Genomic DNA, 25,911 nt, shown 5'->3' on the forward strand with positions numbered 1-25,911 from the left:
AAAATTATTATTAAAATGAAATTAAAAATTACATTGCCAATACTTTTTGTTACGAATTTACTTTTTGCCCAGAGTTTTTGCCCTCCCAACGGTATTTCTACCAATCCGGCAAACCCTGTTAATCCCCAGCAATCCAATTACCTGAACTTTTTTAATTGGGCTACTACCAATCCTTTCTATCCCATCAATTCCTTTTGCAATCCAAACGCTGCAACACCCAATCCTTTCGAATCGAACCAGCTGGAAATGCTGCCATTGTCTTTGAATAAAGATATGAAACCGGAAAACGGCTGGGAAATGGTTGCCTACAATATGGGATATGATAATAATAATGTCCCTTTGGCCGCCCGTCCGGAGCATACGTACATCATGATGTATAATAAATATACGGGCATGATGCGAATTTTGGTGAAATGGTGTCGCAATGTTAACTATAACGGAGCGATGTTAACATTGAAATTTGCACCAGGTTTTCAGACCAATCTTTTGGATATGGCCTATAATGAAAAAACATTGGATACGCCGCATATCCAAAATCCTTCCTTCAGTACGGCGCTGAAGTTCTACAACGATAATAATTCCTGGGCGTATGCCGACTTTAAAATGAATTATGATCCTTGTACCTGTAGCTTTACAGAATCATCGCGATTATTGCTTTATTCGGAGCTAATCAGCAACTCTTCGGTAGAATTGACCGGGAAAATCACCGGAACAATTTCGTCTATATCGCAGGGACAGGGTAGTGCTGCTTCCGATGGAAATTTCTGGAAGACAGCCAACAATATCAATAGTAAAATGATGAAAGCTCATAAAGGAATTGAGTCATTTACAAAAGATTACGAAAAAATTTATAAGAACCTTGCAGACGGAGGTATCACGATCAATGCGATCAACTCGATTGGTAATTTTATGAAAAATAACCAATTCATGAAAGCCGGTTTAAAAGCGATTCCTTATGTAAGTGAAGGAGTTAAGTTCCTTTCCGGTCTTTTTGGAGGCGGAGGCAGCGGTAATGGTCCGTTACAGCTTGCTCCTTTGAGTGTAAACCTGGATGTGGCTATTAAAGGATCGATCACAACACAGGATCCGATGCACAACCAGACTATCGGGTTGCCGGGTTCTCAAAAACAGAACACGCTGGCGGGAACTATCGGCGGGCAACCGTTGTATAATGAAACATTAGGAGTGTTTTCGTTAATTAATGAACCGGTTATGTACTATACGGAAACCAAGGTTCAGAAAGAGTTTATTAACAGAGAGACCGTTGGTAATTTTGATAAAACAGAATATTGGGAGATAAAGAATAAATATGATTTTACCAGCAGAAATTATAAGTTATCCGGTGATGCACTTAAATATGCAATTAACCCGGCAAGCGGACTGATTTTACAGGATGCCGAAGTCATGCTGATGGTAGAATATGAAAAACCTTCAATTAAATATTCAAGACAGTTTCCGAGTCCTAAGGTGATCAATGTTGATGTGGATATGGACAACGGGCAGGACATTGCCGGAACATCCAAAGGTCCTGTTGTAGATGATGAAGGAGCGATTTTTCAAAATGCCTATAAAGCCATTGGAATTAATAATTATAAAAATGATTATTCCTTTTCCTTCCTGTACACTGTTGCCAATACACCGGGTGGTAGTGGTAAGAGACGTTTAAAATACAATCAGTTTGCGTCAGCATTCCAGAAGTTTACATGCTATAGTTCTTCTATTGGCCCGTGTGACTGGGATTTCGGCGGATCAAGACCTTTTAGCTATAAGCAGAACGATCCGACATCCAATAGTTTTAGTTTCCTGAGTACATCCCATTTTAGATACAATACATCAACATTGGTTAATCCTTATTCTGTAACGCCTAAAGATGATTTCTTAACGCCAAGAGTTAAAGGGTTTAAGCTTAAGTTTATCCTGAATTTAAAGCGTACGGATAATCCGGATGCGCAAAATGTATTGTATGTGGTAACTTACCCGGTGGCTATCAAAGCGGCTCCGGCCGGTTATAATATGACGGGATCTAATTATATTACAGATGCGCAGGTTTATGCGGCTCAAAACGGTGCTAATCCGGCTGTACCAACCAATAAAGTTGTTCCGGTAACACAGGCAGAACTGGCTACTATTTGTGCAGCAAACAGCTATAAAAATAACAGAAACTCCGTGAGCGGTAAAGTTGCTGCTGATGATGTGCTTTTATTGGGAGAGTTAAAAGAAGTTAAGGAAAACAATAAACCGTTACTATATCCTGTACCGGCTAAAGATAAACTGAATATTGCCGTTAATAATTGTGAAATTCTTTCCGTTATTGATTCGTTTGGTAAAACAGTCTATACTTTTCAACCGGGTTCCGGTTCGGAAAAGAACAGCGAACTTGCACTGGATGTTTCCAGATATGCTACAGGGATCTATATGTTAACCTATAAAGATGCTTCCGGTGTTTTGAAAAGTATCAAGTTGACTATCGAATAACCGGATAAAAACAATACCTGATAAAGCCTCCTTTTGGGAGGCTTTATGCATTATACTGGCTATCAATATGTAGCAAATTGTTGTATAAAAGCAGATTATATTGTAAAATTCACAAAAAGAGATTTTTTTGTTTGTATTTTTAACGTTAAGCATGGGTATTCGTGTGTTTTTTTGCTTTTTAATTTGATAATTGGTAAGTTTTTATATTTTTGTTAGACAAACTTGTAAAAAATTATTACGTATGAAAAAAGTATTACTTTCTGCCGTGGCTTTAATGGCTTTCGGTTTTGCATCTAATGCACAAGAAGTTAAATTTGGTGCTAAAGCCGGATTAAACTTATCTTCAATCACTAACCTGGATGGTGGAAAAACAAGAACCAGTTTTCACGTAGGGGCATTGGCTGAAATAAAAGTTGCAGATAAATTTGCGGTTCAACCGGAAGTTTTGTACTCTTCTCAGGGGGCAAAAGGTGAGGGAGATGTGTCGTTAAAAATGGACTACATCAATGTTCCGATTATGGCGAAATATTATGTTGCAGACGGATTCAGTATTGAAGCCGGACCACAGGTTGGTTTCTTAATGAGCGCAAAATTAGAGTCGGTGGATGTAAAAGATACATTCAATACGGTAGACTTTGGTTTTAACGCTGGTATTGGTTATGAATTAAAAGAAGGTATCTTCTTTCAGGGAAGATATAATTTAGGCTTAACAAACCTGGCTAAGGAATCAGGAGATCAAAGCCGAAAAAATAGTGTTTTCCAGGTATCTGTAGGTTATAAATTCCTATAGTATTTAAAAAAATGCTGCCCAATAAAAACCTCCCATTGGGAGGTTTTCTTTTTTAAAATTTAAAACCGATTCCGGCTTGTAATACCTTGTTCTTGGCATCGGTGTCTTTTACCACTTCATTTAAGCTGTAGGTGTAGCGGCCAAAGATAAAAATACCGCCAGACAGGTTAAAGGTAGCTCCCAGCGCCAAAGCGGTGTCAAACTTGTTGACTTCGTTGGTTGTAATGGAACTGTTGTCGCTGTCGTGGCTTTCATTCAGTTTAAAACCAAATTGCGGACCGGCTTCCAGGCTTAACCCTTTAACAAGATATAATTTTGCTAAAACGGGAATGTTTAAATAATCAATTTTGTGTGTGGTTGTGTAGGTATTTCCCAATAGTGTTACATTACTTTCAAAACCCTGCTGGGAGTATAGTACTTCCGGCTGGATGGAAAATATGTTCGGAACAATGGGGACTTCGCCAACAACACCAATGTGAAAACTGGTTCTGGCATCCGGGCCTTCTTCAAACTTACCTTGTGTAACGGTGGAGTAGTTCAAACCTCCTTTTATACCAAAACTGGCTTTTTCCTGGGCATTGGCTGCTGTTAGTGTTACTAAAAATAATAAACCGGCGGGCAAAAAATTTACTAATTTCATAAGGTTAAATTTTTAAGTTTAATAACTTTATCCAGAAATCGTGCCAATCTGGATTTTAACAGGGCAGTATTTAAAGCAGTTTAAAAATTATGACACTCTGGAGATCTTACATAAATGAGTATAAGGCGTATTTGAAATTGGAAAGGGGATTGTCAGAGAATACCATCATGAACTATGTTTATGATATTGAAAAGCTGCTGGCCTATCTGGAAACGAGTGGTCTGAGCATTTCTCCGGTAAATATCGACGAACTGACGATACAGGAATTTATATATGCCATTTCCGGAACGGTTAATGCCCGTTCGCAGTCAAGGCTTATTTCGGGATTAAAGAGCTTTTTTAATTATCTGATCTTTGAAGGATACCGGGAAACAACACCTTTGGAACTGATTGAAATCCCCAAAGTGGGGAGAAAATTACCGGACACGCTTTCCACTATTGAGATTGATGCGTTAATAAAAGCGATTGACCTGTCCAAAAATGAAGGAGAACGCAACCGGGCAATGCTGGAAACGCTTTATAGCTGCGGTTTGCGGGTTTCGGAACTGGTCGGGTTGAAAATTTCGGATCTCTTTTTTGACGAAGGCTTTATTAAAGTTACCGGTAAAGGAAATAAACAGCGTTTTGTCCCAATCGGGGCTTCTACTCAAAAATATATTGTGTTCTATCAGGAAGGCATCCGGAACCACCAGCAGATCAAAAAAGGATTTGAGGATACTTTGTTCCTGAACAGAAGAGGAGGGCAGCTCACACGGGCGATGATCTTTACGATAATTAAAGACCTGGCCGTGAAAATAAATCTCAATAAAACAATCAGCCCGCACACGTTCAGGCACTCCTTTGCGACACATTTGCTGGAAAACGGGGCCGACTTACGTTCGATCCAGATTATGCTCGGACATGAGTCGATAACAACTACCGAGGTCTATATGCATCTGGACCGGAAACATCTTTCGAAAGTACTGCATGCATTCCATCCCCGAAAATAACGGTACCGATTATAAATAAAAAAGCATTTCAAAATTTTGAAATGCTTTTTTTATCATTTAATGTAAAGTGAATGCGATTTGTTATTTGGCAATATTTACCGCTCTTGTTTCGCGGATAACGGTAATTTTTACCTGACCCGGATAGGTCATTTCTGTCTGGATCTTTTGAGAAATATCAAAAGAAAGTGTTGAAGCCATTTCGTCGCTCACTTTCTCGCTCTCTACGATAACACGTAGTTCACGTCCGGCCTGGATAGCATAAGCGTTTTTAACACCGTTGAATCCGTAAGCGATATCTTCAAGATCTTTCAAACGCTGGATATAAGAATCCAGTACCTGACGTCTTGCACCTGGTCTTGCACCTGAAATAGCATCACAAACCTGGATAATCGGTGCAATTAACGATTTCATTTCGATCTCGTCGTGGTGCGCTCCGATAGCGTTGCATACCTCTTCTTTCTCACCGTATTTTTCAGCCCACTGCATCCCTAAGATAGCATGCGGAAGTTCGCTTTCTGTTTCCGGTACTTTTCCGATATCGTGAAGTAATCCGGCTCTTTTTGCCAGTTTTACATTTAAGCCCAATTCGGCTGCCATGATACCGCAAAGTTTTGCCACTTCTCTGGAGTGTTGTAATAAGTTTTGTCCGTAAGAAGAACGGTATTTCATACGTCCGACGATTTTGATCAATTCAGGGTGTAATCCGTGAATTCCTAAATCGATAACGGTACGTTTACCAACTTCGATGATTTCATCGTCAATCTGTTTAGCGGTTTTAGCCACCACCTCTTCAATACGTGCCGGGTGAATACGTCCGTCTGTTACCAGTTTGTGTAATGCCAAACGGGCAATTTCACGGCGAACCGGGTCAAAACAGGAAAGGATGATTGCCTCAGGAGTATCATCAACGATGATCTCTACTCCGGTAGCAGCCTCTAATGCTCTGATGTTACGGCCTTCACGTCCGATAATACGACCTTTTACATCGTCCGATTCAATGTTGAATACAGAAACGCAGTTTTCTACAGCCTCTTCTGTTCCGATACGCTGAATCGTGCTGATGATGATCTTTTTAGCTTCCTGCTGTGCGGTTAATTTAGCCTCTTCAATAGTCTCCTGAATGTGGGACATTGCGCTGGTTTTTGCCTCAGCTCTCAGACTCTCCACCAATTGATTTTTAGCTTCATCAGCAGAAAGACCGGAAATTACCTCAAGCTGTTCTACCTGGCTTTTGTGTAATTTTTCAATCTCCTGTTGTTTTTTGTCTAATACGTCAATACGGTTGTTGTAATCTGTAGTTTTGGTTTCTAATTCTTCGTTAGCTTTTTTGGCTTTTGCTAATTCGTTTGATACTTGTGATTCTTTGTCGCGTGTTCTTTTCTCTGCTTCAGCAATTTTCTTGTCGCGACCTAAAATTACCTGTTCGTGTTCTGCTTTTAATTCAATGAACTTTTCCTTAGCCTGAAGGATCTTATCCTTTTTTAGGGCTTCCCCTTCTGTTCTTGCGTCTTTTAGGATGGATGAGGCATCTTTTTTTGCATTTTTAATCAATGTCGAAGCATTGATCTTTTCTAAATATTTTGCAATTCCAAAACCTATCCCTGTTCCTGCGATACAGCAAATAATTATTATCAATGTTGTGCTCATAGTATGTTGAAAATTATATATAAAAAAAGCCTACATTAGGGTTATTGCATAAACTCGTAAAGACAAGTTTTGAGTTAACTCGTTGTTCAAGGATCTGTTCTGGACAGCTTGCTTTAGAAACGATGATTCACCCATTTTAATTTGTTAGTGTTGAGTTTATCAAATAGGTACTAATGTAGGCAGTATCTTAATCTATTTTAAAGAACGTGATTTATTTAGACAGAATCGAATCCAATTTGTCATTCATGTTTTTTAGGCGTTCAAAAGCTTCCTGAAAATCAACTGATTTGTCAATCTGTTTTTGTTCTACCTGCGAAGCAAATTGTAAGGCACACATGGCTAAAACGTCCTGTTTGTCGCGCACGGCATAGTTTTCTTCAAATTGCTTGATCATTGTATCTATCTTGCGGGAAGCACTTCTGAGTCCTTCTTCCTGAGCATAATCTACTGTTAGCGGATATACCCTGTCTGCAATTGATATTTTTATTTTTAGCTTGTCATCCATAAGGCTTTCTAATCAGAAAGTTGTGCTATACAATAATCAATTTCGCGTATTAATGAATTTATTTTGAGTTTCGTTTCTCGTTTATTTTCTTCACTGCCCAATAATGAATTCACCATTTTTAAATTGTCGTATTGTTCTTTTAATACGGTAATTTCTTCTTTCTGGCGATTGATTAGCGCTGTTGATTTCGATATTTCATTGCGTAACTCCTGGTTTAATTTTTCCAGCCCTTCGATTTTAACGATAAGCTTGGAAAATTTATATTCAAGAGAATCAATAATTTCCGACAATCCATTCATTGCAGACTAATTTCATTATATGATTTTACAAAGTTAGTATTCCTGATGAAAAAACCCAATAGTTTTACTAAAAAAAACGAAAAACTTTAGCGGGTTTTGATAATAAATTGTTTTATAGTTAGTTAAGTTTTTGCGGTATTTTCGAATTGTTTTATATTTGTTTTTTATTATATTAGCCTAAATTCGAGTTATGAGACTGCTGTTATTTTTACTGTTCCCCTTTTTATGTTGCTTTAGCCAGAATCAATATCCGAAAGATTATTTCAGATCGCCAATGAACATTCCGTTGTTTTCTTCCGGTACTTTTGGAGAATTAAGAGGCAATCACTTTCATTCCGGATTGGATTATAAAACACAGCAGCGCATCGGATTGCCCGTTTTTGCAGTGGCAGACGGCTATATTTCCCGGATAAAAGTTTCTACATTTGGCTACGGTCACGCACTTTACATTACCCATCCGAACGGTTTTACTACCGTTTACGGGCATTTGTCGGCCTATGAAGGCAAGATCAGAGAATATGTAAAAAAGAGACAATACACCCAGAAAAAATTTGAAGTGGAATTTTTCCCCACAGCAGCCGAATTACCGGTTGTTAAAGGTGATCTGGTCGCTTTTTCCGGAAATACCGGAGGTTCCGGCGGACCGCACCTGCATTTTGAATACCGGGATACCAAAACAGAAAAAACACTGAATCCGCTTTTGTTCGGGTTAAATCAGGAACTGGTCGATACCAAAGCGCCATCCGTAAACAGTATCGTGGCCTATTCGGTTAGCGATGATGCCGTGGTTAACGCTTCGCAGCGTCCGATAGTCATTGCGCTTTCGCTGCAAAAAGACGGAACCTATCTTGCCGGTAAAATTGCTGCCAAAGGCGACATTGCTTTTGCGCTGGATGCTTACGATACTTCAGATAACAACTACAGTAAAAACGGGGTTTATAAAGTGGAAACTTTTTTAAACGGAACCAAACTGTACGGTTACCAGTTTGATGCTTTTTCGTTTGACGAATCGCGCTATATCAATAACTTCATCGACTACGAAAGATATAAAAGAACCAAGCAGCGCTATCAGAAATTGTTTTACAAAAACAGTTATCCTTTTTCCATTATTAGCGGAAATGCTAAAAACGGACAGATCAGCGTTAAAGACGGGGACAATTTTACCTATAGAATTGAAGTGTCCGATTTTAATAACAACAAAACAATTATTAACATTCCGATTGCCTATTCCGGCCTGGAAGCAAAATATTTAAGGGAAGATGTTAAAACGCCTTACTTTATTAAAGCCAGTAACGACCATAACTACACCAGGGACAATATTTCCGTTTTTATTCCGGCAAATGCCTTTTACGATGATTTCTACCTGAACTTTGATGTAAAAGACAATGTGCTTGACCTGCATGACGATACGGTGCCGGCGCATAACAACATTACGATAACCTTTGATGTGAGCGGGATTCCCAACCTGGATCAGAAAAAAACATTTATTGCCCGGATGGACGGTGCCAAAGCGGAATATTTTACAACAACCAGAAAAGGCAACCTGGTTTCCATAAAAACAAAAGATCTGGGTAAATTCCTTCTGATGACGGATACCGCCGGACCGCGAATCTACAAACCGAATTTCGCAACAGGAAGTACAATTGATAAGCTGGACACGATTAGTGTTTACATTCAGGACGATTTGTCGGGTATAAAAGAATACAACGGTTACCTGAATGGCAAATGGATACTGATGAAATATGATTACAAAACCAAATTGTTAGTACACGATTTAAGCGATATGATTTATGATGAAGGACGGAATGATTTAAAAATTATTGTTTCTGATAATATTGGAAATTCTACTACCTTTGAAACTCATTTTTTTAGAAATTTAAAAACTACCCCACTTGAGAAAAATAATTAATTTCCTTGTTATCTGTGTTTTTTTTATTGGTTATGCCTCCTATTCACAAACGGGACGTGTAAAAGGAATTCTTTTAGATGAAAACAATAAGCCCATTGAAAAAGCAACTATAAAAGCCGGATCCGCCTCTTCACAATCGAATGCCAACGGTTTTTTTCAGATAACGATACCCGCACATCAGAAAATAACAATAGAAATTTCGCATGTGAGCTATAAAAAGGCGACAACGGTTATCGAATTGAAACCCAACGAAGATTATGAACTCAATGTGGTTTTAAATCAGCGTCAGGAACAATTGGGAGAAGTGATTGTTACCGGTGGCGGACGAAAAAGAGTAGAAGGGATAACGGTAATTACACCGGAAGTAATACGAACCATACCGGGAGCTAATGCCGGAATTGAAAACATCCTGAAAACATTACCCGGCGTCTATTCGAACAATGAACTGAGTACCCAGTATGCGGTTCGCGGCGGGAACTATGATGAGAACCTGGTTTATGTAAATGAAATTGAAGTGTACCGTCCGTTTTTGATCCGTTCCGGGCAACAGGAAGGATTGAGTTTTACCAATACCGAGATGGTACAAAATGTGGATTTCTCTGCCGGAGGTTTCCAGGCAAAATACGGCGATAAATTATCATCTGTTTTGGATATTACCTACAGAAGACCAACGAAATTCCAGGCAGCTTTGGATGCCAGCCTTTTAGGCGGAAGTGCCACAGTAGATATGGTTTCCAAAAACCAGAAATGGAGCAGTATTACAGGAGTGCGTTACCGCGACAACAGCCTGCTGGTAAAAAGCCAGGAAACGGAAACAAACTTCCGGCCTACCTTTGTGGATGTTCAGACTTTGGTTAATTTCGATGCTTCTACAAAATGGCAATGGAGTTTTTTGGGAAATATATCGCAAAACCGTTACAACTATCAGCCGATCTCACGTCAGACGAATTTTGGAACAATAGACAATCCTATAGCCTTGCAGGTTTTTTATGACGGACAGGAGAAGGATCGTTATCTGACCCTTTTCGGTGCTATCAAATCGGTTTATCAGGTGAGTGACGAATTCAAACTGAAATTTATCGGTTCAACCTACCACACACAGGAACAGGAACATTTTGATATACAGGCACAATATGCTCTGGGAGAAGTGGACAGTAACATTGGTTCGGATACTTTTGGCGATGTGGTGTATTCCCGTGGTGTCGGTTCGCAGCTGAGCCATGCCAGAAACGATCTGGATGCATTAATTGTAAATGCAGAAGTAAAAGGTTTTCACGCTCCTAAAGAAAGTGACCACCAGGTAGAATGGGGACTTAAATATACCCGTGAAGATATCCGGGACAGAATAGTAGAGTGGGAAGCGATCGATTCGGCAGGTTTTTCATTGCCGGCGCCTATTTTGGGTATTCCGCACGACCAGCCATACACACCTTATACCGGGCCGTTAGCGCCTTATCAGAACATCAGAGCGACAAACTTTGTGAAGATCAACCGTTTTTCAGGGTATGCCCAATGGAATTGCCGTGGCGAAATGGGAAGTAGCCAGTTTTGGGTGAATGCCGGAGTGAGAGCACATCAGTGGCAGGTTTCCGGTGATAATATTACCGATGGAGACAGCCAGTTTGTAATTAGCCCGCGCGCGCAGTTTGCCATAAAACCGGATTGGGATATGGATATGCTTTTCCGTTTATCGGGAGGATTATACCACCAGCCGCCTTTCTACAGGGAATTGCGGGATGCTAACGGTGTGGTACAGCCCAATGTGAAAGCACAGCAGTCTGTACATATCGTGTTGAGTAACGACTACAGTTTTAAAATGTGGGGAAGACCGTTTAAACTGGTTTCGGAAGCCTATTATAAGAATCTGACAGATGTGAATACCTATACCATTGATAATGTGCGGATTCGTTACAGTGCTAATAATGACGCGACAGCCTATGTGTATGGAGCCGATTTCCGACTGAATGGCGAGTTTGTTCCGGGAACGGAATCCTGGTTCAGTTTCGGATACCTGAAAACAGAAGAAAATCAGGATGGAAAAGGATATATTGCCCGTCCAACCGACCAGCGTTTAAAATTCGGATTGCTTTTCCAGGATTATATGCCTACGATTCCGAACCTGAAAATGTACCTGAATATGATTTACAATACCGGACTTCCGGGCGGTTCTCCTGCCTATGCCGATCCGTATGACTACCAGCTGCGTTTAAAAGACTATAGAAGAGCAGATGCCGGTTTTTCGTATGTATTTAAAGATGCAAATATAAAATCTGCTAAAACCTGGCTAAAACCATTTAAAGAGTTTACACTGGGCTTTGAAATCTTTAACCTGTTCAATAATCAGAATGCGATCACCAATACCTGGGTTCGCGATGTTTATACAAAAAGCCAGTACGGAATCCCGAATTATATGACCACAAGAACTTTTAATTTAAAGTTGAATGTAAGATTGTAGTTCCAGCTTAAAAGTTTTATATTTGAATGACCATTTAATTTCAGAAGATGAAAAAGATTGTAACATGTGCCGTTTTGCTTTTGTCGTTTCTTTTTATAAGTTGTAAAGAGGAAGTCAAAAAACCTAAAGTAATTTATGAAGAAGCTAAAAGTGCTGTGAACGGTCAGGTGAAAAGGGATTCTTCTCAGATTAAGATAGCCGATTTGCCCATTTATATGGAGGGAACCAAATACCTGATCCATGCTATTGGCGATATCCGTGTATACGACGGGCCAAGCAGCAGTTATGGTTCCAGTAAAACCAACTCGGTGAGCTATGCGATTTCAAATTACAACCGTTTTGAAATTACCGGTTATTTCCAGAATCTAAAATTTCAGCACATTGACTCTACCGCGCTGCATTCGTTAACGGATAAGGCGATCCAGATTCAGACCGCTACTTATCTTAATACAATCGCTGATAAAACCAAAAAACAGATCCTGGTTTATTCGTTGGTAGATGCCGATACGAACCGCGATAATAAAGTAGATGCCAATGATATTAAAGCGTTATACGTGAGTAACATCAACGGAACGAACTTTACCAAACTGTCCGACGATTTACAGGAACTATTGGACTGGAATATTGTGGAAGTTCAGAACAGGCTTTATTTCAGAACCATTGAGGATATCAATAAGAATGGTGCTTTCGATAAAAAAGATACTGTACACTATTTTTATGTAAACCTGTTGGATAAAGAGTGGAAAGTAGAAGAGTATATGCCGATATAAAACCTAAATCAGGATATCGCTTTCCAGATCCGATTTTTCAATCGTAATATAATCATAACCGAGTTTGGTAACCAGTTCGATTACCAGTTTCTTATACCAGTTTTCCGATTTAGGATGAATGTAAACCTTTTCAATCAGGGTGTTGATGTTTACATTTATCTTTAAACCTTCATTAATGGACATTTTTTGGGAGGTAAGATCCGAAATGATCCGGATTTCCTTTTCATACTGAAAACTTTTTCTTTTAAACAAAAAAGGGAAGAAGGCATCGTCAAAAGGAATGTACTCCTTTTTATAGTCAATATAATTCACCTCGCCGATATACTGCTCAAAATGCTTTTCCGGAGCCAGCGCTTCTTTGAGCCTTCCGATGGTAGACTGGATGGCTAAACCTTCGTTGTTTTTGGTAAAAATTTGCCACATCGCGAAAGATTCGTATTCGTTGGTGTGCCAACTGCTGATAACGACATTTTCACGATGTGACTTATAGTATTGCAGAAATTTAGGATTGTTTTCTGCTATTTTTTTAATCTCTTCAAAAGTAGGCTCACTAAAAGTACCTTCATACTGATCTTCAAACTTATCGGAACGCGACATAAACATTTTTTGATACAGTAGCAAATCCAGAAATTTCGACAAGTCCAGGTATTTCCAGATAATAGTATCCGGATCTTCAGGAAGCGTTATGTTCGGAGCGTTTCTGTACATTAAAAATGTTTTATTCGAAGGACTGCATCATAACCAGTTTGGAATACGTACCGTTTAAGGCTAAAAGCGAGTCATGGGTACCTTGTTCTACAATTTCTCCTTTTTGCATTACCACGATCATGTCTGCTTTTTGAATTGTAGACAAACGGTGGGCAATAACAACCGAAGTTCTGTTTTGCATCATGTTTTCCAGTGCCTGCTGTACCAGTCTTTCGCTTTCGGTATCCAATGCGGAAGTCGCTTCATCCAGGATCATGATCGGAGGATTTTTCAATACGGCTCTGGCAATAGATAAACGCTGTTTCTGTCCGCCGGATAATTTGTTACCGCTGTCCCCGATATTGGTTTCAATACCGTTAGGAAGATCTTTTACAAATTCATAAGCGTTGGCAATCTTTAAAGCGGCAATGATTTCATCATCGGTAGCGTCCAGTTTTCCTAACAGGATGTTGTTTTTAATGGTATCGTTAAACAAGATACTGTCCTGGGTTACCAGTCCCATCAAACCGCGCAGCGAATGCAGGTCGTAATCTTTAATATTGATATTGTCAATTTTTACAGAACCTTCCTGTACGTCATAAAAACGCGTCAGCAAATTGGCAATAGTACTTTTTCCGCTTCCCGACTGTCCAACCAAAGCAATGGTTTTTCCTTTCGGCACTTCAAGGGAGAAGTTTTTCAGTACATTCTCCTCTTCATAGCGGAAGTTGATGTTCTGGATGCTTATTTTGTCTTCAAAGGTATCTTTCTTAATCGCTTTGGCGTTATTTTCAATAGGATTTTCCTGTTCTAAAATTTCAAGCACACGTTCTGCAGCAGCATTTCCTCTTTTAATATCGTAAGAAGCTTTGGAAATCGCTTTGGCAGGCGTTAAAATGTTGTAAGCAAGTCCCATATAGGCGATGAATTGCGCGCCTAATAACGTTTTTTCTACTAAAACCATGTGTCCGCCAAACCATAAAAGAATCGCAATGACCATGATTCCCATGAATTCGCTCACCGGGGAAGCCATATTCTGACGGTTCATGATTTTGTTTGAAAGTTCAAAATAACGATCGGTCGAAGTGCTGAATTTTTTATTGAAATAACTTTCGGCTGTAAAACCTTTAATCACTTTCAGTCCGCCTAAGGTCTCTTCAATAATGGAAAGAAAGAAACCTTGTTCCTGCTGGGCTACAGAGGACTGCTTTTTTAAACGTTTTCCGATCAGAGAGATGATAAAACCCGATACCGGAATAAAAATAAATACAAAAATGGTTAGCTTAACGCTGATCACCAGCATGGCAACAATCGTGAAGATAATCGTTAGCGGCTCCTTGATAATTAATTCCAGGATGGATAAATAGGAGCCCTGTACTTCCGCCACGTCCCAGGTGATTCGGGATATGGTGTCGCCTTTTCTTTTTTCTGAAAAAAACGATAACGGCAGTTCCACTGCTTTTTTATACATGGCATTTCTTAAATCGCGCAGCATTCCGTTTCGAAGGAAGGTTGCGAAAAAAAGTGCCATATAATTGAACAGGTTTTTAAGTAAGAAAATCGAGATAATGATCACCACCAGTACACCCAGTGTATAATCCAGACCTTTGGCTTCGGAGGTGGTGGTGACGAAATAATTAAAATAATTTTCTGCGTACGCTTTAATGTTTTCAATTCCGGTGTATTGCGGTATTTCGGTAACTTTTTTGGTTTCACCGAATAAAACCGATAACATTGGAATTAATGCCATAAACGAAACAGTACTGAATAAAGCATACAGTACGTTGAATAAAATATTCAGGTACGCATATTTTAAGTACGGAATCGCAAAGCGGAATATTTGTTTAAAGTAAGTCATTTTTAAGATAAATTCATTCCTGATATTATATTCTTGATTTTGTCGTCCAGGAATGCTTCAGCTTCAACAACATCATCAATGCTTTCTATGGCAGCATTTACGCTGAAATAGAATTTTATTTTTGGTTCTGTACCGCTTGGTCGGGCACAAATTTTACTACCGTCTTCCAGATAGTAGATTAAAACATTCGATTTGGGAATACTCAAGGTTCCTGTTTCGTCTGTAAAAAGATTTTTTGTTGTCGAATTTTGATAATCTTCAATAAAAACCACGCGCTCTCCGTTAATTTCTTTTAGCGGATTCTCCCGTAAAGCAACCATCATTTGTTTGATCTCGTTAGCGCCTTCAATACCTTTTTTCGTGATTGAAATTAAATGTTCTTTATAGAAGCCAAAATCAACATACATCTGCAGCAGTTCCTCATATAGGGAAGCGCCTCTTTCTTTTGCCTGAGCGGCAATTTCGCAAACCAGTAACGTAGCGGTAACGGCATCTTTATCGCGAACGGCATCGCCCACCATAAAACCGAAACTTTCTTCGCCGCCGCCAATAAATTTCTGATCCGGGAAGTCTTTGATCATTTTAGCGATCCACTTGAATCCGGTAAGTCCTACTTTGCATTCAATGCCATAGGCAGAAGCTAACTCCAGCATCATTGGTGTGGATACGATGGTAGAACCAATAAATTCGGTTCCGGTTATTTTGCCCTGTTTTCGCCATTGTTCCAAAAGGAAATGGGTCATAACCACCATGGTCTGGTTACCGTTTAATAAGATCAGTTTGCCTTCGGTATTTCTAACGGCAACGCCTAAACGGTCGCTGTCCGGATCGGTTCCGATAACAATATCGGCATTTGTCTTTTCGGCCAGTGCCATAGCCATTGTTAAAGCTTCCGGTTCTTCCGGGTTTGGTGATTTTACCGTTGGGAAATTCCCGTCCGGTTCGGCCTGTTCCTTAACGATCTCAACATGAGGGTAGCCAGCTTTTTCCAAAACATCCGGAACTAATTTTATAGACGTTCCGTGCAGGGACGTAAAAACTATTTTCAGCTTGTCTTTTGCCGTAGCCGGAGTGTTGAAACTGGCATTTTCGATAGCGTTATTGATAAAAGCATCATCAATGGCGGTATCGATATATTCAATTAAATCGTTATTGGCTTGAAAGCGGATCTGATCGTAATTCAGTGCTTCAATGGTTTCAATGACCTCCTTGTCCTGAGGTGGAACCAGCTGACCTCCGTCCTGCCAGTACACTTTATAACCATTGTATTCCGGCGGATTGTGTGAAGCGGTCAGTACAATTCCGGCATGACAGCCAAGATGTTTCACCGCGAAAGACAATTCGGGAGTGGGACGCATGTCTGAAAATAAATACACTTTAATTCCGTTGGCAGAAAAAACATCGGCAACCACTTTTGCCAGAGTGTCGCTATTGTGGCGGCAGTCATAGGCAATCGCAACTTTAAGGGCTTCACCCGGAAAAGAAATCTTCAGATAATCCGATAATCCCTGCGTGTTTTTCCCTAAGGTATATTGATTGATACGATTGGTTCCTACGCCCATAATCCCTCTCATTCCTCCGGTTCCAAATTCCAGGTTCTTGTAGAAACTGTCTTCCAGCTCTTTCGGAGCCGAAGTCATCATTTCTTTGATTTTTTCCTGGGTATGCTTGTCAAATGTTGGCGTTAACCAGACATTTACTTTATCTAATATGTTTTGTTCAATGTGCATTGCTGTTCAACTTTAAAGTTTGTAAACAAGAATCAGGTATTTACTTCATTGGAAATTTTATACCGCTCTTCATTGTTTTTGGTACGGAGAATAATTTCGCCTAAAAATCCGGCTAAAAACAGTTGTGTTCCGATAATCATCGTAGTCAGCGCAATATAAAACCAGGGATTGCTGGTTACTAAAATGGTGTGCTGATGGTGGTACAGCCTGTAAAGCTTTATAAAACCAATATATCCGGCCGATAAAAAACCGATCAGGAACATTAAAACTCCTAAAGCACCGAAAAGGTGCATCGGGCGTTTTCCGAAGCGGGATAAGAACCAGATGGTAATCAGGTCCAGAAAACCGTTGATAAAACGTTCCATACCAAATTTTGTCGATCCGTATTTACGGGCCTGGTGAATAACGATTTTTTCACCAATTTTTCCAAAACCGGCGTTTTTTGCCAGAACCGGAATGTAACGGTGCATTTCACCCGAAACCTCAATATTTTTAATAACGATGTTTTTATAGGCTTTTAGTCCGCAGTTAAAATCGTTCAACTGAACGCCCGATGTTTTTCGGGCAGCCCAGTTGAATAATTTTGAAGGTAAATTTTTGGCTACTACAGAGTCGTAGCGCTTTTTTTTCCAGCCCGAAACCAAATCGTAGTTCTGGCTGGTAATCATATTGTATAATTCGGGAATCTCGTCAGGACTGTCCTGCAAATCGGCATCCATAGTGATGATAACATCACCGGCTGCTTTTGCAAAACCGGCATGCAGCGCCTGCGATTTTCCGTAATTTCGTAAAAAACGAATTCCTTTTACATTCGGATTCCGGGCAGCTAACTGCTCAATCAATTGCCAGGAACTGTCGGTACTGCCATCGTCTATAAAGATAACTTCATAGGAGTAATGGTGGGCAGTCATAACTTTTGAAATCCATGAATGCAATTCCGGAAGTGATTCACTTTCGTTTAGTAAAGGAATTATAATGGATAAATTCATTTATTTTATTATTCTAAAGTATTGGTTCTATTCTTAAAAATCAGCGCTAAAATTGCTCCGAAAATGGCACTGAAAACAAGACTGAATACCAAACCTTTTAATTGGCTTACAATACTATAGTTGTCTGATTCTTTTAATTTTTCAACCGTTTCTTTTATCGTTGCAGTCGGAGTACTGAATTTTCTAAGCATGTCAACTGTATAATCAATAGTCAACTGGCGAATAGTGTCTTTAGCAGCAGGATCGATATAATTAAATAAAATAATATTGAATACTACAGAAAGTGTTGCTCCTATAGCGGCCGCTAAAAAATAAACGGTAAAAGCCTCTTTAAAAGTGATACTTTTGTTAAGCTCTTTTTTTGTTTTGGAAACAACCCATATTCCCAGAATCAGGTATATCACAATACTTGAAATGCCAATCATCGGATTCACAAATAAAGAAATGTCGATAGCGTATATCAGAGTTGTTACTAAAATGGAAAAGATACCCATTATCAGGCCGAAATTAATCCCGTTTTTTTTAATGATACTATTCATAAATTTTGGTTTAGGTTAATTAATTTACAAATATAAGAATTACCTTTATAGGATAGCTAAAAAATATAGCAGGCTGCTACTTAAAAAAATAGGACTAAAGATTTGATATTTCAAAATTAGTTGTACATTTGCAACCTGAAAATAAAAAAGTTTATAAACAAAAAGTTGTGAGACGTTTATACCTTTTTGAAAAATAGAAGCTTCAAAACGGATTACAGCCACAAATAAAGATTTATCATGAAAAAAGGAATTCACCCAGAAAATTACAGATTAGTAGCGTTTAAAGATATGTCTAACGAAGATATCTTCATCACAAAATCTACAGTAGAAACTAAAGAAACTATCGAAGTTGATGGTGTTGAATACCCGGTGTACAAAATGGAGATCTCCAGAACTTCTCACCCTTTCTACACAGGTAAATCTAAACTTATCGATACTGCAGGACGTATTGATAAATTCAAAAACAAATACGCTAAATTTAGTAAATAATAAGTGTTCAAAAAATAAGAAAGCCTTCCATTCCGGAAGGCTTTTTTTATTTTTATCTGACCGAAACTTTGTAACTTTGGTACATTCTAATCTTGAACAGATACAAATGAACTACATACTTTTTGATGGAACGGTTCGCGAAGCGTTACTTCCGTTTACTTTTACCCGTCCGGTAGCCGATATTCGAATCGGGATTCTGACCATTAGAGAAAAATGGGAAAAACACCTGGGGTACACTACGACCACCTTAACGGAGGAATATTTAATGGAAAAATTCCCGATGGTGGAAATGGAAGCGAATATTATGATTAATGCTTCCTTTTTGCCCAATGAGATACTGACGGAAATGGTGGTGAATCTGGAACCGAATCAGGCTATTTTTCACAAGGATGACGTAATCGCTTTTTATACGCAGGATACTCAGGAAGAAGTAGATTTTGATTCGTATGAAATTATCGAATACACAAACGATTGTATCAAAATAGAACACACCTGGGATATTTTTCAGAAAAACGATATTGCCCTTCGTGAAGATTTCGAATTGTTAACCGAAGGCAGAACATCACAGCCCATTCCAAAGAGTGTGAATGTTATTGCGCCGGAAAATATTTTCCTGGAAGAAGGCGCCAAACTGGAATTTGTAACATTAAATGCAGCAACCGGTCCTATTTATATTGGTAAAAATGCTGAAATAATGGAAGGTTCGGTTATTCGTGGTCCGTTTGCTCTTTGTGAAGAAGCACAGGTAAAACTGGCTACCAAAGTATATGGCGCAACAACTGTTGGGCCGCACTCCAGAATTGGAGGAGAAGTGAATAATTCGGTACTGTTTGGCTATTCGAATAAAGGACATGACGGATTTTTAGGAAATTCGGTTTTGGGAGAATGGTGTAATATTGGTGCTGACAGTAATAACTCGAATTTAAAGAACAATTACGAAGAAGTAAAACTGTGGAGCTATGAAACGGAAGGATTTGCTAAAACCGGACTACAGTTTTGCGGATTGATGATGGGCGATCACAGCAAATGCGGGATCAACACCATGTTCAATACCGGAACGGTTGTGGGGGTGAGTACAAACATCTTCGGAAGCGGTTTCCCGAGAAATTTCGTGCCGAGTTTCTCTTGGGGCGGAGCAGCCGGTTTTACCACCTATATCACCAAAAAAGCTTTTGATACGGCTAAAATTGTAATGTCAAGACGCAATGTGGAATTCACAGAACAGGATGCGGCAATTTTAGAACACGTATTTGAGGAAACCAAAAAATGGCGAAAAGAATAATAGGATAGTAAGACCTTAAAAATAGGAAACCACAACTGTAATAACGGTTGTGGTTTTTTGTTTTACGGCTGTAAATTTAACGATTCATAAAGAAGTATCTCTAAAATAAAAAGTACCTTTAATGTAATTTTAATACTAAAAATAGCATAAAATGTATAGAATTGAAAACGACCTGTTAGGGGACTTAAACGTTCCTGAAAATGCATATTATGGGATTCAGACCCAAAGAGCGATTGATAATTTTCATATTTCGGGCGTGAAGCTGTATCAGTTTCCGGAATTTATAAAAGGACTGGCTTATGTGAAATGGGCTGCTGCCGAAACCAATTTTACATTGGGACTATTGGAAGAGAAATTAAAAGAGGCGATTGTTAAGGCTGCCAAAGAAGTGATAGACGGGAAGTTCGACAAGGAATTTCCAATCGACATGATTCAGGGTGGTGCCGGAACATCGACAAATATGAATATTAACGAAGTGATTGCCAACAGGGCTTTGGAGCTGTTGGGGTACCAGAAAGGCGAATACCAGTACTGTTCCCCAAATGACCATGTTAACCTTTCGCAATCAACCAATGATGCGTATCCGACATCGATAAAATTAGCCACAATAAATGCCAATATCCAGTTAATTGAACATTTAAAATTACTGATTGCCGCTTTCCGTAAAAAAGGAGAGGAGTTCAAAACGGTATTAAAAATGGGAAGAACCCAGTTACAGGATGCGGTTCCAATGACCTTAGGGCAGGAATTTGAAGCGTTTGCGGCAAACCTGGAAGAGGAAATTGCCCGGTTAAACCAAAATTCGGCGTTGTTTTTTGAGATCAATATGGGAGCGACAGCCATTGGAACCGGATTGAATGCCGTTCCGGGATATGCCGAGCTTTGTGCGGAGAACCTGGCGAAAGTTTCCGGGCATCCGTTTGTTTCGGCGCCTAACCTTATTGAAGCCACACCGGATACCGGTTCGTATGTGATCTATTCTTCGGCATTGAAAAGAATGGCCATTAAAATTTCTAAAATCTGTAACGATTTGCGCTTGCTGTCTTCCGGACCGCGCTGCGGATTTAATGAGATCAACCTGCCGCCCATGCAGCCGGGTTCGTCCATTATGCCGGGGAAAGTAAATCCGGTAATTCCGGAAGTGATGAACCAGGTTTGTTACCGTGTTATCGGGAACGACCTGACGGTAACGATGGCTGCCGAAGCAGGTCAGCTGCAGCTGAATGTTATGGAGCCGGTGTTAACCTATGCCATTATGGAATCGATGGCTTTATTGGCGAACGGTATGGACACACTGCGTCTTAAATGTATTGACGGTATTACGGCAAATGTGGAGCATTGCCGCGAAATGGTACTGCACAGCATTGGTATAGTAACCGCATTAAATCCGTATATCGGGTATAAAAACAGTACCAAGATTGCTAAAGAAGCTTTAGAATCAGGTAAAAGCGTGTATAATCTGGTTTTGGAACACAACATCCTTTCCAAAGAACAGCTGGATGATATTTTAAATCCGGAAAACATGCTGGCACCCAAACGATAAATCCGGGTCATAAAAAAAGCCTCATCTTTTGATGAGGCTTTTTTTATAGGAAGCGGTTATTATTTGTCAATTCTAAGGAATTCACCGCTTTTGTTGAATTTCAATTCAAGACCGTTGTCCAGATCCACTTCATAATCCCAAGTACCTTTGTCGATTTTTACAATCGAAGCCCCTTTGTAGTTTTTCTGGATATACGTTACAATCGTAGCAGGTACTACAGTGTTTGGGATAGGTCTTTCGTTTCCGTCAATTTCTTCCCAGTTGCCTTTTCGGTCAAACTCGATTTCGGTACCATCAGCAAGCTGTACTTTATAATCCAAAGAGAACGTTTCTTCGTCTTTTAAAATATAATTAGGCGTTTGCTTCGGAAAATGTTTCTTCAGGAAATCCTGCGCGGTAGCCGGTAACTGAGACAGTGTGATGTTCGATTTTTGAGCATTTGCTGTTACTCCTGTAAAAAGCGTAAATAAAATAATAAGGCTTGCAAAACGGAAATTTGATAATGTTTTCATATTTGATTGATTTTAATATTTGATACAAGATTACAATCGGAATTAGGAAACAATTGGGAAAAACCGGAAAAATGTTTTTTTATTTATTTAGGGGAACGTAATGGTAAAAACATGTCCTTCTTCAAATTTATAACAAATTTTTAGATTATAGGTCGAAATAATTGATTTTACGATGGCTAAGCCCAAGCCGGTGGAATGCTCGTTTGTGCTGTGTCTGGAAAAACGGTTAAAAATAAAATTGGCATCCAGAGCCTTTTCTGTGCCCGAATTCCGGATACTCAGCTGGTTCTGGGAAAGCGAAATGGCTACAGTACCGTTGGTGTGATTGTGCAGGATGGCATTTTTGATAAGATTGCTGAGTAAGGTTACAGCCAGTCCTTTATTCATGGTGAAAAGCAACGGTTCCTGTTGGGTGATGCTGATGGTTACCTGTTTGAAATCGGCAAAATCCTCAAAATCGGATACAATTTTAGCCGTCAGATCATTAAAATCAATGCGTTCTTCATCCGGAAACTGTTTGTTTTCAATCTTGGAAAGCATCAGCAGTGATTTGTTCAGTTTGACCAGACGGGAAAGCGTGTCGGTTATTTTTCCGATATCGTCCATCTGGGCTTCCGTTAAAAGATTGTTCTCGGCATACAATTCCAGGCGGTTGATGCTGATCGCCAGCGGAGTCTGTAATTCGTGAGAAGCATTTTCTATAAATTGTTTCTGGCTCGCATAGGTGGCTTCATTTCGCTGTAACAGTCCTTCCAGTTCCTTGCCCAGCACTTTAAATTCGTCAATAGGGGAATGTGGAGCCGTAAAAGTGGTTCCGGTTCCCAGTTTGAAATTTCGAAGCTTTTCCAGTAACGCATGAAAGGATTTCCATACTCTTTTTAAAATAAAATAATTAATAACGATGATGCTCACGACCAGCATGATATACAAAGCGATCAGCGCTGCCATCAGGTCTTCGAGCAATTCATCCTCTTCCACCATGGAAGCGCTGATGGTGAGCGCATACGGATTGCCGTCGGCAGCAATGAACATTGTTTTTAAAAGGCGTACCGGTTCGTAATCGTCGTCATATTCCATATACTGATGGGAATTTACAAACACATCGTTAGGATCGTCATCGTCGTCGTCATTGTAAACCGGGTAATTGCCTTTGGGCAGCGGTTTTATCGTGAACTGGTTGATTTCCGATTCGTAATTCGTTAAAAACTTCGGGTTTTCATTCACTTTCCGGATAATCAGCAGCTTGGAGTTTTTCAGGCCGTCGTCTATATTGTCATACACTTCTTCCAGGATAACCATATAGAAAAGGCTTGCCCAAAGTGCGATAACACCCAGTAAGGCAATGAGCAGATAGCGTAATGTATAGACCTGAAGTTTCATGTTTAGCTCATTCTGTAACCGATGCCGTAAACAGCTTGTATGTCTATCTCGGCAGCGGCATCTTTTAATTTTTTACGCAGGTTTTTGATCTGGGAATACACAAAATCCAGATTGTCTGCCTGGTCGATATAATCACCCCATACATATTCCGCCAGGGCGGTTTTGTTGATCAGGCGGTTCGGATTGATGATAAAATAATACAAAAGGTCAAATTCTTTCCGGTTTAGCGTAAGCTCTTCGTTGTCCACCTTTACCAGGCGTTGCTCCGGTGATAGGGAAATGTTGTTCCAGCGCAGCAGTGTATCGCCGTTATGGCTTTTTCTGCGTATCGCCGATTTGATACGGGCGTGTAGTTCTGCCAGGTGAAAAGGTTTGCTCAGGTAGTCGTCGGCACCAATGTCCAGCCCTTTTACTTTATCGTCTACCGCATCTTTGGCCGAAATGATAATAATAGCCTCTTTTTTATGAATTGCCTTGATTTCCGAAATTAAATCAAGACCGTTGCCGTCCGGAAGCATGATGTCCACCACAACACAGTCGTAATCGTAACTGCCCAGTTTGTCCAGTCCGTCGTTAAATGTCGCCGCAGTTTCAACAATAAACTTCTCTTTTTCGAGCGATTGCTGTATGACTTCTCGAAGCCCTTTTTCATCTTCTATTATTAGAATTTTCATCCTTTTGCTTATAAAAATTAAATAAATGGAGGCAATCTAATCCGGAATTTCGGAAAGAATTAGGAATTGTCCGGCGGTAGCTTTTTTACTCTTTTCAGCTGTAATAAATTTAAAGGATTAATTCCTAAGTTTTGTACATTTTTGCGCGTAAAACGGGCTACTCTGTCATAGAATAAAGGAATGATGGGCGCTTCATTAATAATGATGGCATCCATTTTCTGATATAAAGCATAGCGCTTTTCGTTGTCGGTTTCTAAAAAAGCCTGCTCGTATAGCGCATCGTATGCCTCATTTTTAAAATGGGTATAATTCGGGCCGTTCGGGGCAAAGTTTTTACTGTAAAACAGGGAAAGGTAATTTTCGGCATCCGGATAATCGGCTATCCAGCTGGCGCGGAAAAAGCTAACTTTTCCGGTGGCAATCGCCTGGCGCAATGTTGCCGGCGGCGTGACATCGACCTGGACGTCCAGCCCGATTTTCTGCCATTCCCGCTGCAGGTATTCGGTAATGTCAATATAAGACGCATTGGTCGTTAAAAAAACGGTCGGTTTGGTATTTCCGGTCGCCTTCCTGTATTCCGAGATCAGCTGTTTTGCTTTTACAGGATTGTAATCGTATCCTTGCTGATGGTTATAACCCGGTAATCCGGCCGGAATGATTCCGCTGGTTGCCGGCGTACCCATGCCGTTTCGGAGGTAAAGGATCATCTTTTTACGGTCAAAACCGTAATTCATCGCCTGGCGGATGCGTTTGTCCAGAATTGTTTTGTCGGTTCCGTCCATTCGGAAGCCAAGGTATTCGGTGTTCAGGTAGGCACCGGTAATCAGGTTGATATCATTTTTATATTTGGGCTGTAAAGTACCGTCCTGAGTGAGGATCTCGTCTTTATAGGAAGGATCCAGACCGGAAACAAAATCCAGTTTTCCCTGGACAAACTGTAAAAAGCCGCTTTGTTTGTCCGGCAGGAAAGTGACCGCTACGGCTTCGAGGTACGGAAGCGATACGCCTTTTTCATCTTTTTCAAAATACAGCGGATTTTTGCGCAGTACCAGTTTTACGTTTTCTTCCCAGAGTTTTAACCGGAAAGGTCCGGTGCCAACCGGTTTTGCCCGGAAATCATAACCCGGTGTGTCAACTATCTCTTTCGGAACTACCGACGCATATTTCATCGATAATAAACCTAAGAAGGCAGGAAACGGTTTTTTTAACCGGATTTCGAAAATACTGTCGTTTTTTGCCTGCATACTTTCCACCGTTTGCAAGATCCATCCGCCGGGTGAGGCTACTTTTTCATCCAGCAGTCGTTTCAGGCTGTATTCAAAATCGGAAGCCTTAACGGTGCGGGTGCTGTCTTTTCCGAAAAGACTGTTTTTATGAAAGTAAATATCGTTTCGCAGGGTAAATGTATAGGTTTTTCCATCATTGGAAATCATCCATTTTTTGGCAAGGTCAGGTTGAATGTGCAAACTGTCGTCCAGTTGCACCAATCCGTTAAAAAGCAAATTACAAGGCCAGATGATAGCCTGGCTTTTGGCAAAAGCCGGATCAAGGGAGCTCACATTTGCACTTTCGTTATACCGGAAAACCAGATGTTCTTTTCCTTCGGTGCTGTTTTTTCCACAGGAAACAAGGAAAAGGGAAAGGCAAAATGTTGATATGTAAAAGATTATTGATTTCATTAAATAAAAAATACGGTGCTGTTCTTGTAAAGTCTTAATATGTTGTGAATTAGCCATACAAATGTCCTTA

General features: G+C 39.9%; 22 protein-coding genes and 1 other RNA gene. 9 read left to right on the forward strand and 14 right to left on the reverse strand.

Features of this window, described 5'->3' with window-relative positions; genetic code table 11:
* Positions 1–15 precede the first annotated feature (15 nt).
* Both B3394_RS07870 and B3394_RS07875 read left to right on the forward strand, forming a co-directional pair.
* Positions 16–2,475 carry a T9SS type A sorting domain-containing protein gene (locus tag B3394_RS07870; RefSeq protein WP_286914948.1) on the forward strand — a complete coding sequence of 820 codons (2,460 nt, stop codon included), beginning with the start codon at positions 16–18 and terminating at the stop codon, positions 2,473–2,475.
* 241 nt (positions 2,476–2,716) lie between these two features.
* Positions 2,717–3,265, forward strand: coding sequence for a porin family protein (locus B3394_RS07875; protein ID WP_177736002.1), 549 nt, complete (start codon positions 2,717–2,719; stop codon positions 3,263–3,265).
* Between the two features lie 52 nt (positions 3,266–3,317).
* Here B3394_RS07875 and B3394_RS07880 read toward each other — a convergent pair whose 3' ends face one another.
* Positions 3,318–3,905, reverse strand: coding sequence for a porin family protein (locus tag B3394_RS07880; RefSeq protein ID WP_273243930.1), 588 nt, complete (start codon positions 3,903–3,905; stop codon positions 3,318–3,320).
* Positions 3,906–3,994: 89 nt separating this feature from the next.
* On the opposite strand from B3394_RS07880, the gene xerD reads away from it, so the two are divergent.
* A complete protein-coding gene (gene xerD / locus B3394_RS07885) occupies positions 3,995–4,894 on the forward strand; it encodes a site-specific tyrosine recombinase XerD (RefSeq protein ID WP_286914950.1) in 900 nt (299 codons plus the stop codon).
* An 81-nt stretch (positions 4,895–4,975) separates the two neighbouring features.
* Here xerD and rny read toward each other — a convergent pair whose 3' ends face one another.
* The 4 genes from rny to B3394_RS07905 all read right to left on the reverse strand — a co-directional run bounded on the left by rny (position 4,976) and on the right by B3394_RS07905 (position 7,345).
* On the reverse strand, positions 4,976–6,541 hold the full coding sequence (gene rny, locus B3394_RS07890) for a ribonuclease Y (RefSeq protein WP_177735993.1): 1,566 nt from the start codon (positions 6,539–6,541) through the stop codon (positions 4,976–4,978).
* A 50-nt stretch (positions 6,542–6,591) separates the two neighbouring features.
* Positions 6,592–6,697: non-coding RNA, 6S RNA (ssrS, locus tag B3394_RS07895), on the reverse strand.
* 55 nt (positions 6,698–6,752) lie between these two features.
* Positions 6,753–7,046, reverse strand: a complete 294-nt coding sequence (locus B3394_RS07900) for a cell division protein ZapA (RefSeq protein WP_177735990.1) — start codon at positions 7,044–7,046, stop codon at positions 6,753–6,755.
* Positions 7,047–7,054: 8 nt separating this feature from the next.
* Positions 7,055–7,345, reverse strand: coding sequence for a hypothetical protein (locus tag B3394_RS07905; RefSeq protein WP_177735987.1), 291 nt, complete (start codon positions 7,343–7,345; stop codon positions 7,055–7,057).
* Between the two features lie 190 nt (positions 7,346–7,535).
* Here B3394_RS07905 and B3394_RS07910 point away from each other — a divergent pair, with 190 nt between their 5' ends.
* Genes B3394_RS07910 through B3394_RS07920 form a run of 3 tightly spaced genes read left to right on the forward strand, consistent with a single transcriptional unit; the run spans position 7,536 to position 12,479 of the window.
* The gene (locus tag B3394_RS07910) at positions 7,536–9,254 is read left to right on the forward strand and encodes a M23 family metallopeptidase (RefSeq protein ID WP_286914951.1); all 1,719 of its coding nucleotides are present in this window, start codon (positions 7,536–7,538) and stop codon (positions 9,252–9,254) included.
* Complete coding sequence (locus B3394_RS07915) at positions 9,238–11,709, forward strand: TonB-dependent receptor (protein ID WP_286914958.1); 2,472 nt, start codon at positions 9,238–9,240, stop codon at positions 11,707–11,709. The genes B3394_RS07910 and B3394_RS07915 overlap by 17 nt, the downstream gene beginning before the upstream one ends.
* Positions 11,710–11,756: 47 nt before the next feature.
* Complete coding sequence (locus B3394_RS07920) at positions 11,757–12,479, forward strand: hypothetical protein (RefSeq protein WP_177735981.1); 723 nt, start codon at positions 11,757–11,759, stop codon at positions 12,477–12,479.
* Between the two features lie 3 nt (positions 12,480–12,482).
* Here B3394_RS07920 and B3394_RS07925 read toward each other — a convergent pair whose 3' ends face one another.
* Genes B3394_RS07925 through B3394_RS07945 form a run of 5 tightly spaced genes read right to left on the reverse strand, consistent with a single transcriptional unit; the run spans position 12,483 to position 18,282 of the window.
* A complete protein-coding gene (locus B3394_RS07925) occupies positions 12,483–13,187 on the reverse strand; it encodes a hypothetical protein (protein WP_177735979.1) in 705 nt (234 codons plus the stop codon).
* 10 nt (positions 13,188–13,197) lie between these two features.
* Positions 13,198–15,024 carry an ABC transporter ATP-binding protein gene (locus tag B3394_RS07930; protein ID WP_177735976.1) on the reverse strand — a complete coding sequence of 609 codons (1,827 nt, stop codon included), beginning with the start codon at positions 15,022–15,024 and terminating at the stop codon, positions 13,198–13,200.
* Between the two features lie 2 nt (positions 15,025–15,026).
* Positions 15,027–16,754 carry a phospho-sugar mutase gene (locus B3394_RS07935; protein ID WP_286914961.1) on the reverse strand — a complete coding sequence of 576 codons (1,728 nt, stop codon included), beginning with the start codon at positions 16,752–16,754 and terminating at the stop codon, positions 15,027–15,029.
* 32 nt (positions 16,755–16,786) lie between these two features.
* Positions 16,787–17,743 (reverse strand): glycosyltransferase family 2 protein, encoded by a 957-nt coding sequence (locus B3394_RS07940; protein WP_177735970.1) that lies wholly within the window; start codon positions 17,741–17,743, stop codon positions 16,787–16,789.
* 8 nt (positions 17,744–17,751) lie between these two features.
* A complete protein-coding gene (locus B3394_RS07945; protein ID WP_177735967.1) occupies positions 17,752–18,282 on the reverse strand; it encodes a DUF4199 domain-containing protein in 531 nt (176 codons plus the stop codon).
* 237 nt (positions 18,283–18,519) lie between these two features.
* On the opposite strand from B3394_RS07945, the gene B3394_RS07950 reads away from it, so the two are divergent.
* The 3 genes from B3394_RS07950 to aspA all read left to right on the forward strand — a co-directional run bounded on the left by B3394_RS07950 (position 18,520) and on the right by aspA (position 21,596).
* Entirely contained in the window at positions 18,520–18,771 is a 252-nt protein-coding gene (locus B3394_RS07950; protein ID WP_177735964.1) for a type B 50S ribosomal protein L31, read from the forward strand.
* A 106-nt stretch (positions 18,772–18,877) separates the two neighbouring features.
* On the forward strand, positions 18,878–20,053 hold the full coding sequence (locus B3394_RS07955) for a GlmU family protein (RefSeq protein ID WP_177735961.1): 1,176 nt from the start codon (positions 18,878–18,880) through the stop codon (positions 20,051–20,053).
* A 151-nt stretch (positions 20,054–20,204) separates the two neighbouring features.
* Entirely contained in the window at positions 20,205–21,596 is a 1,392-nt protein-coding gene (aspA, locus tag B3394_RS07960) for an aspartate ammonia-lyase (RefSeq protein WP_286914963.1), read from the forward strand.
* A gap of 59 nt (positions 21,597–21,655) precedes the next feature.
* Here aspA and B3394_RS07965 read toward each other — a convergent pair whose 3' ends face one another.
* The 4 genes from B3394_RS07965 to B3394_RS07980 form a co-directional block, all read right to left on the reverse strand.
* Positions 21,656–22,108 (reverse strand): PepSY-like domain-containing protein, encoded by a 453-nt coding sequence (locus tag B3394_RS07965; RefSeq protein WP_177735955.1) that lies wholly within the window; start codon positions 22,106–22,108, stop codon positions 21,656–21,658.
* 87 nt (positions 22,109–22,195) lie between these two features.
* A complete protein-coding gene (locus B3394_RS07970) occupies positions 22,196–23,488 on the reverse strand; it encodes a sensor histidine kinase (protein WP_286914965.1) in 1,293 nt (430 codons plus the stop codon).
* 2 nt (positions 23,489–23,490) lie between these two features.
* Positions 23,491–24,162 (reverse strand): response regulator transcription factor, encoded by a 672-nt coding sequence (locus tag B3394_RS07975; protein ID WP_177735947.1) that lies wholly within the window; start codon positions 24,160–24,162, stop codon positions 23,491–23,493.
* Between the two features lie 59 nt (positions 24,163–24,221).
* Positions 24,222–25,841, reverse strand: coding sequence for an ABC transporter substrate-binding protein (locus B3394_RS07980; RefSeq protein WP_286914971.1), 1,620 nt, complete (start codon positions 25,839–25,841; stop codon positions 24,222–24,224).
* Positions 25,842–25,911: the final 70 nt, after the last annotated feature.

The sequence above is a fragment of the Flavobacterium sp. UBA4197 genome, from assembly GCF_002379575.1.
GTDB classification, from domain to species: Bacteria; Bacteroidota; Bacteroidia; order Flavobacteriales; family Flavobacteriaceae; genus Flavobacterium; species Flavobacterium inviolabile.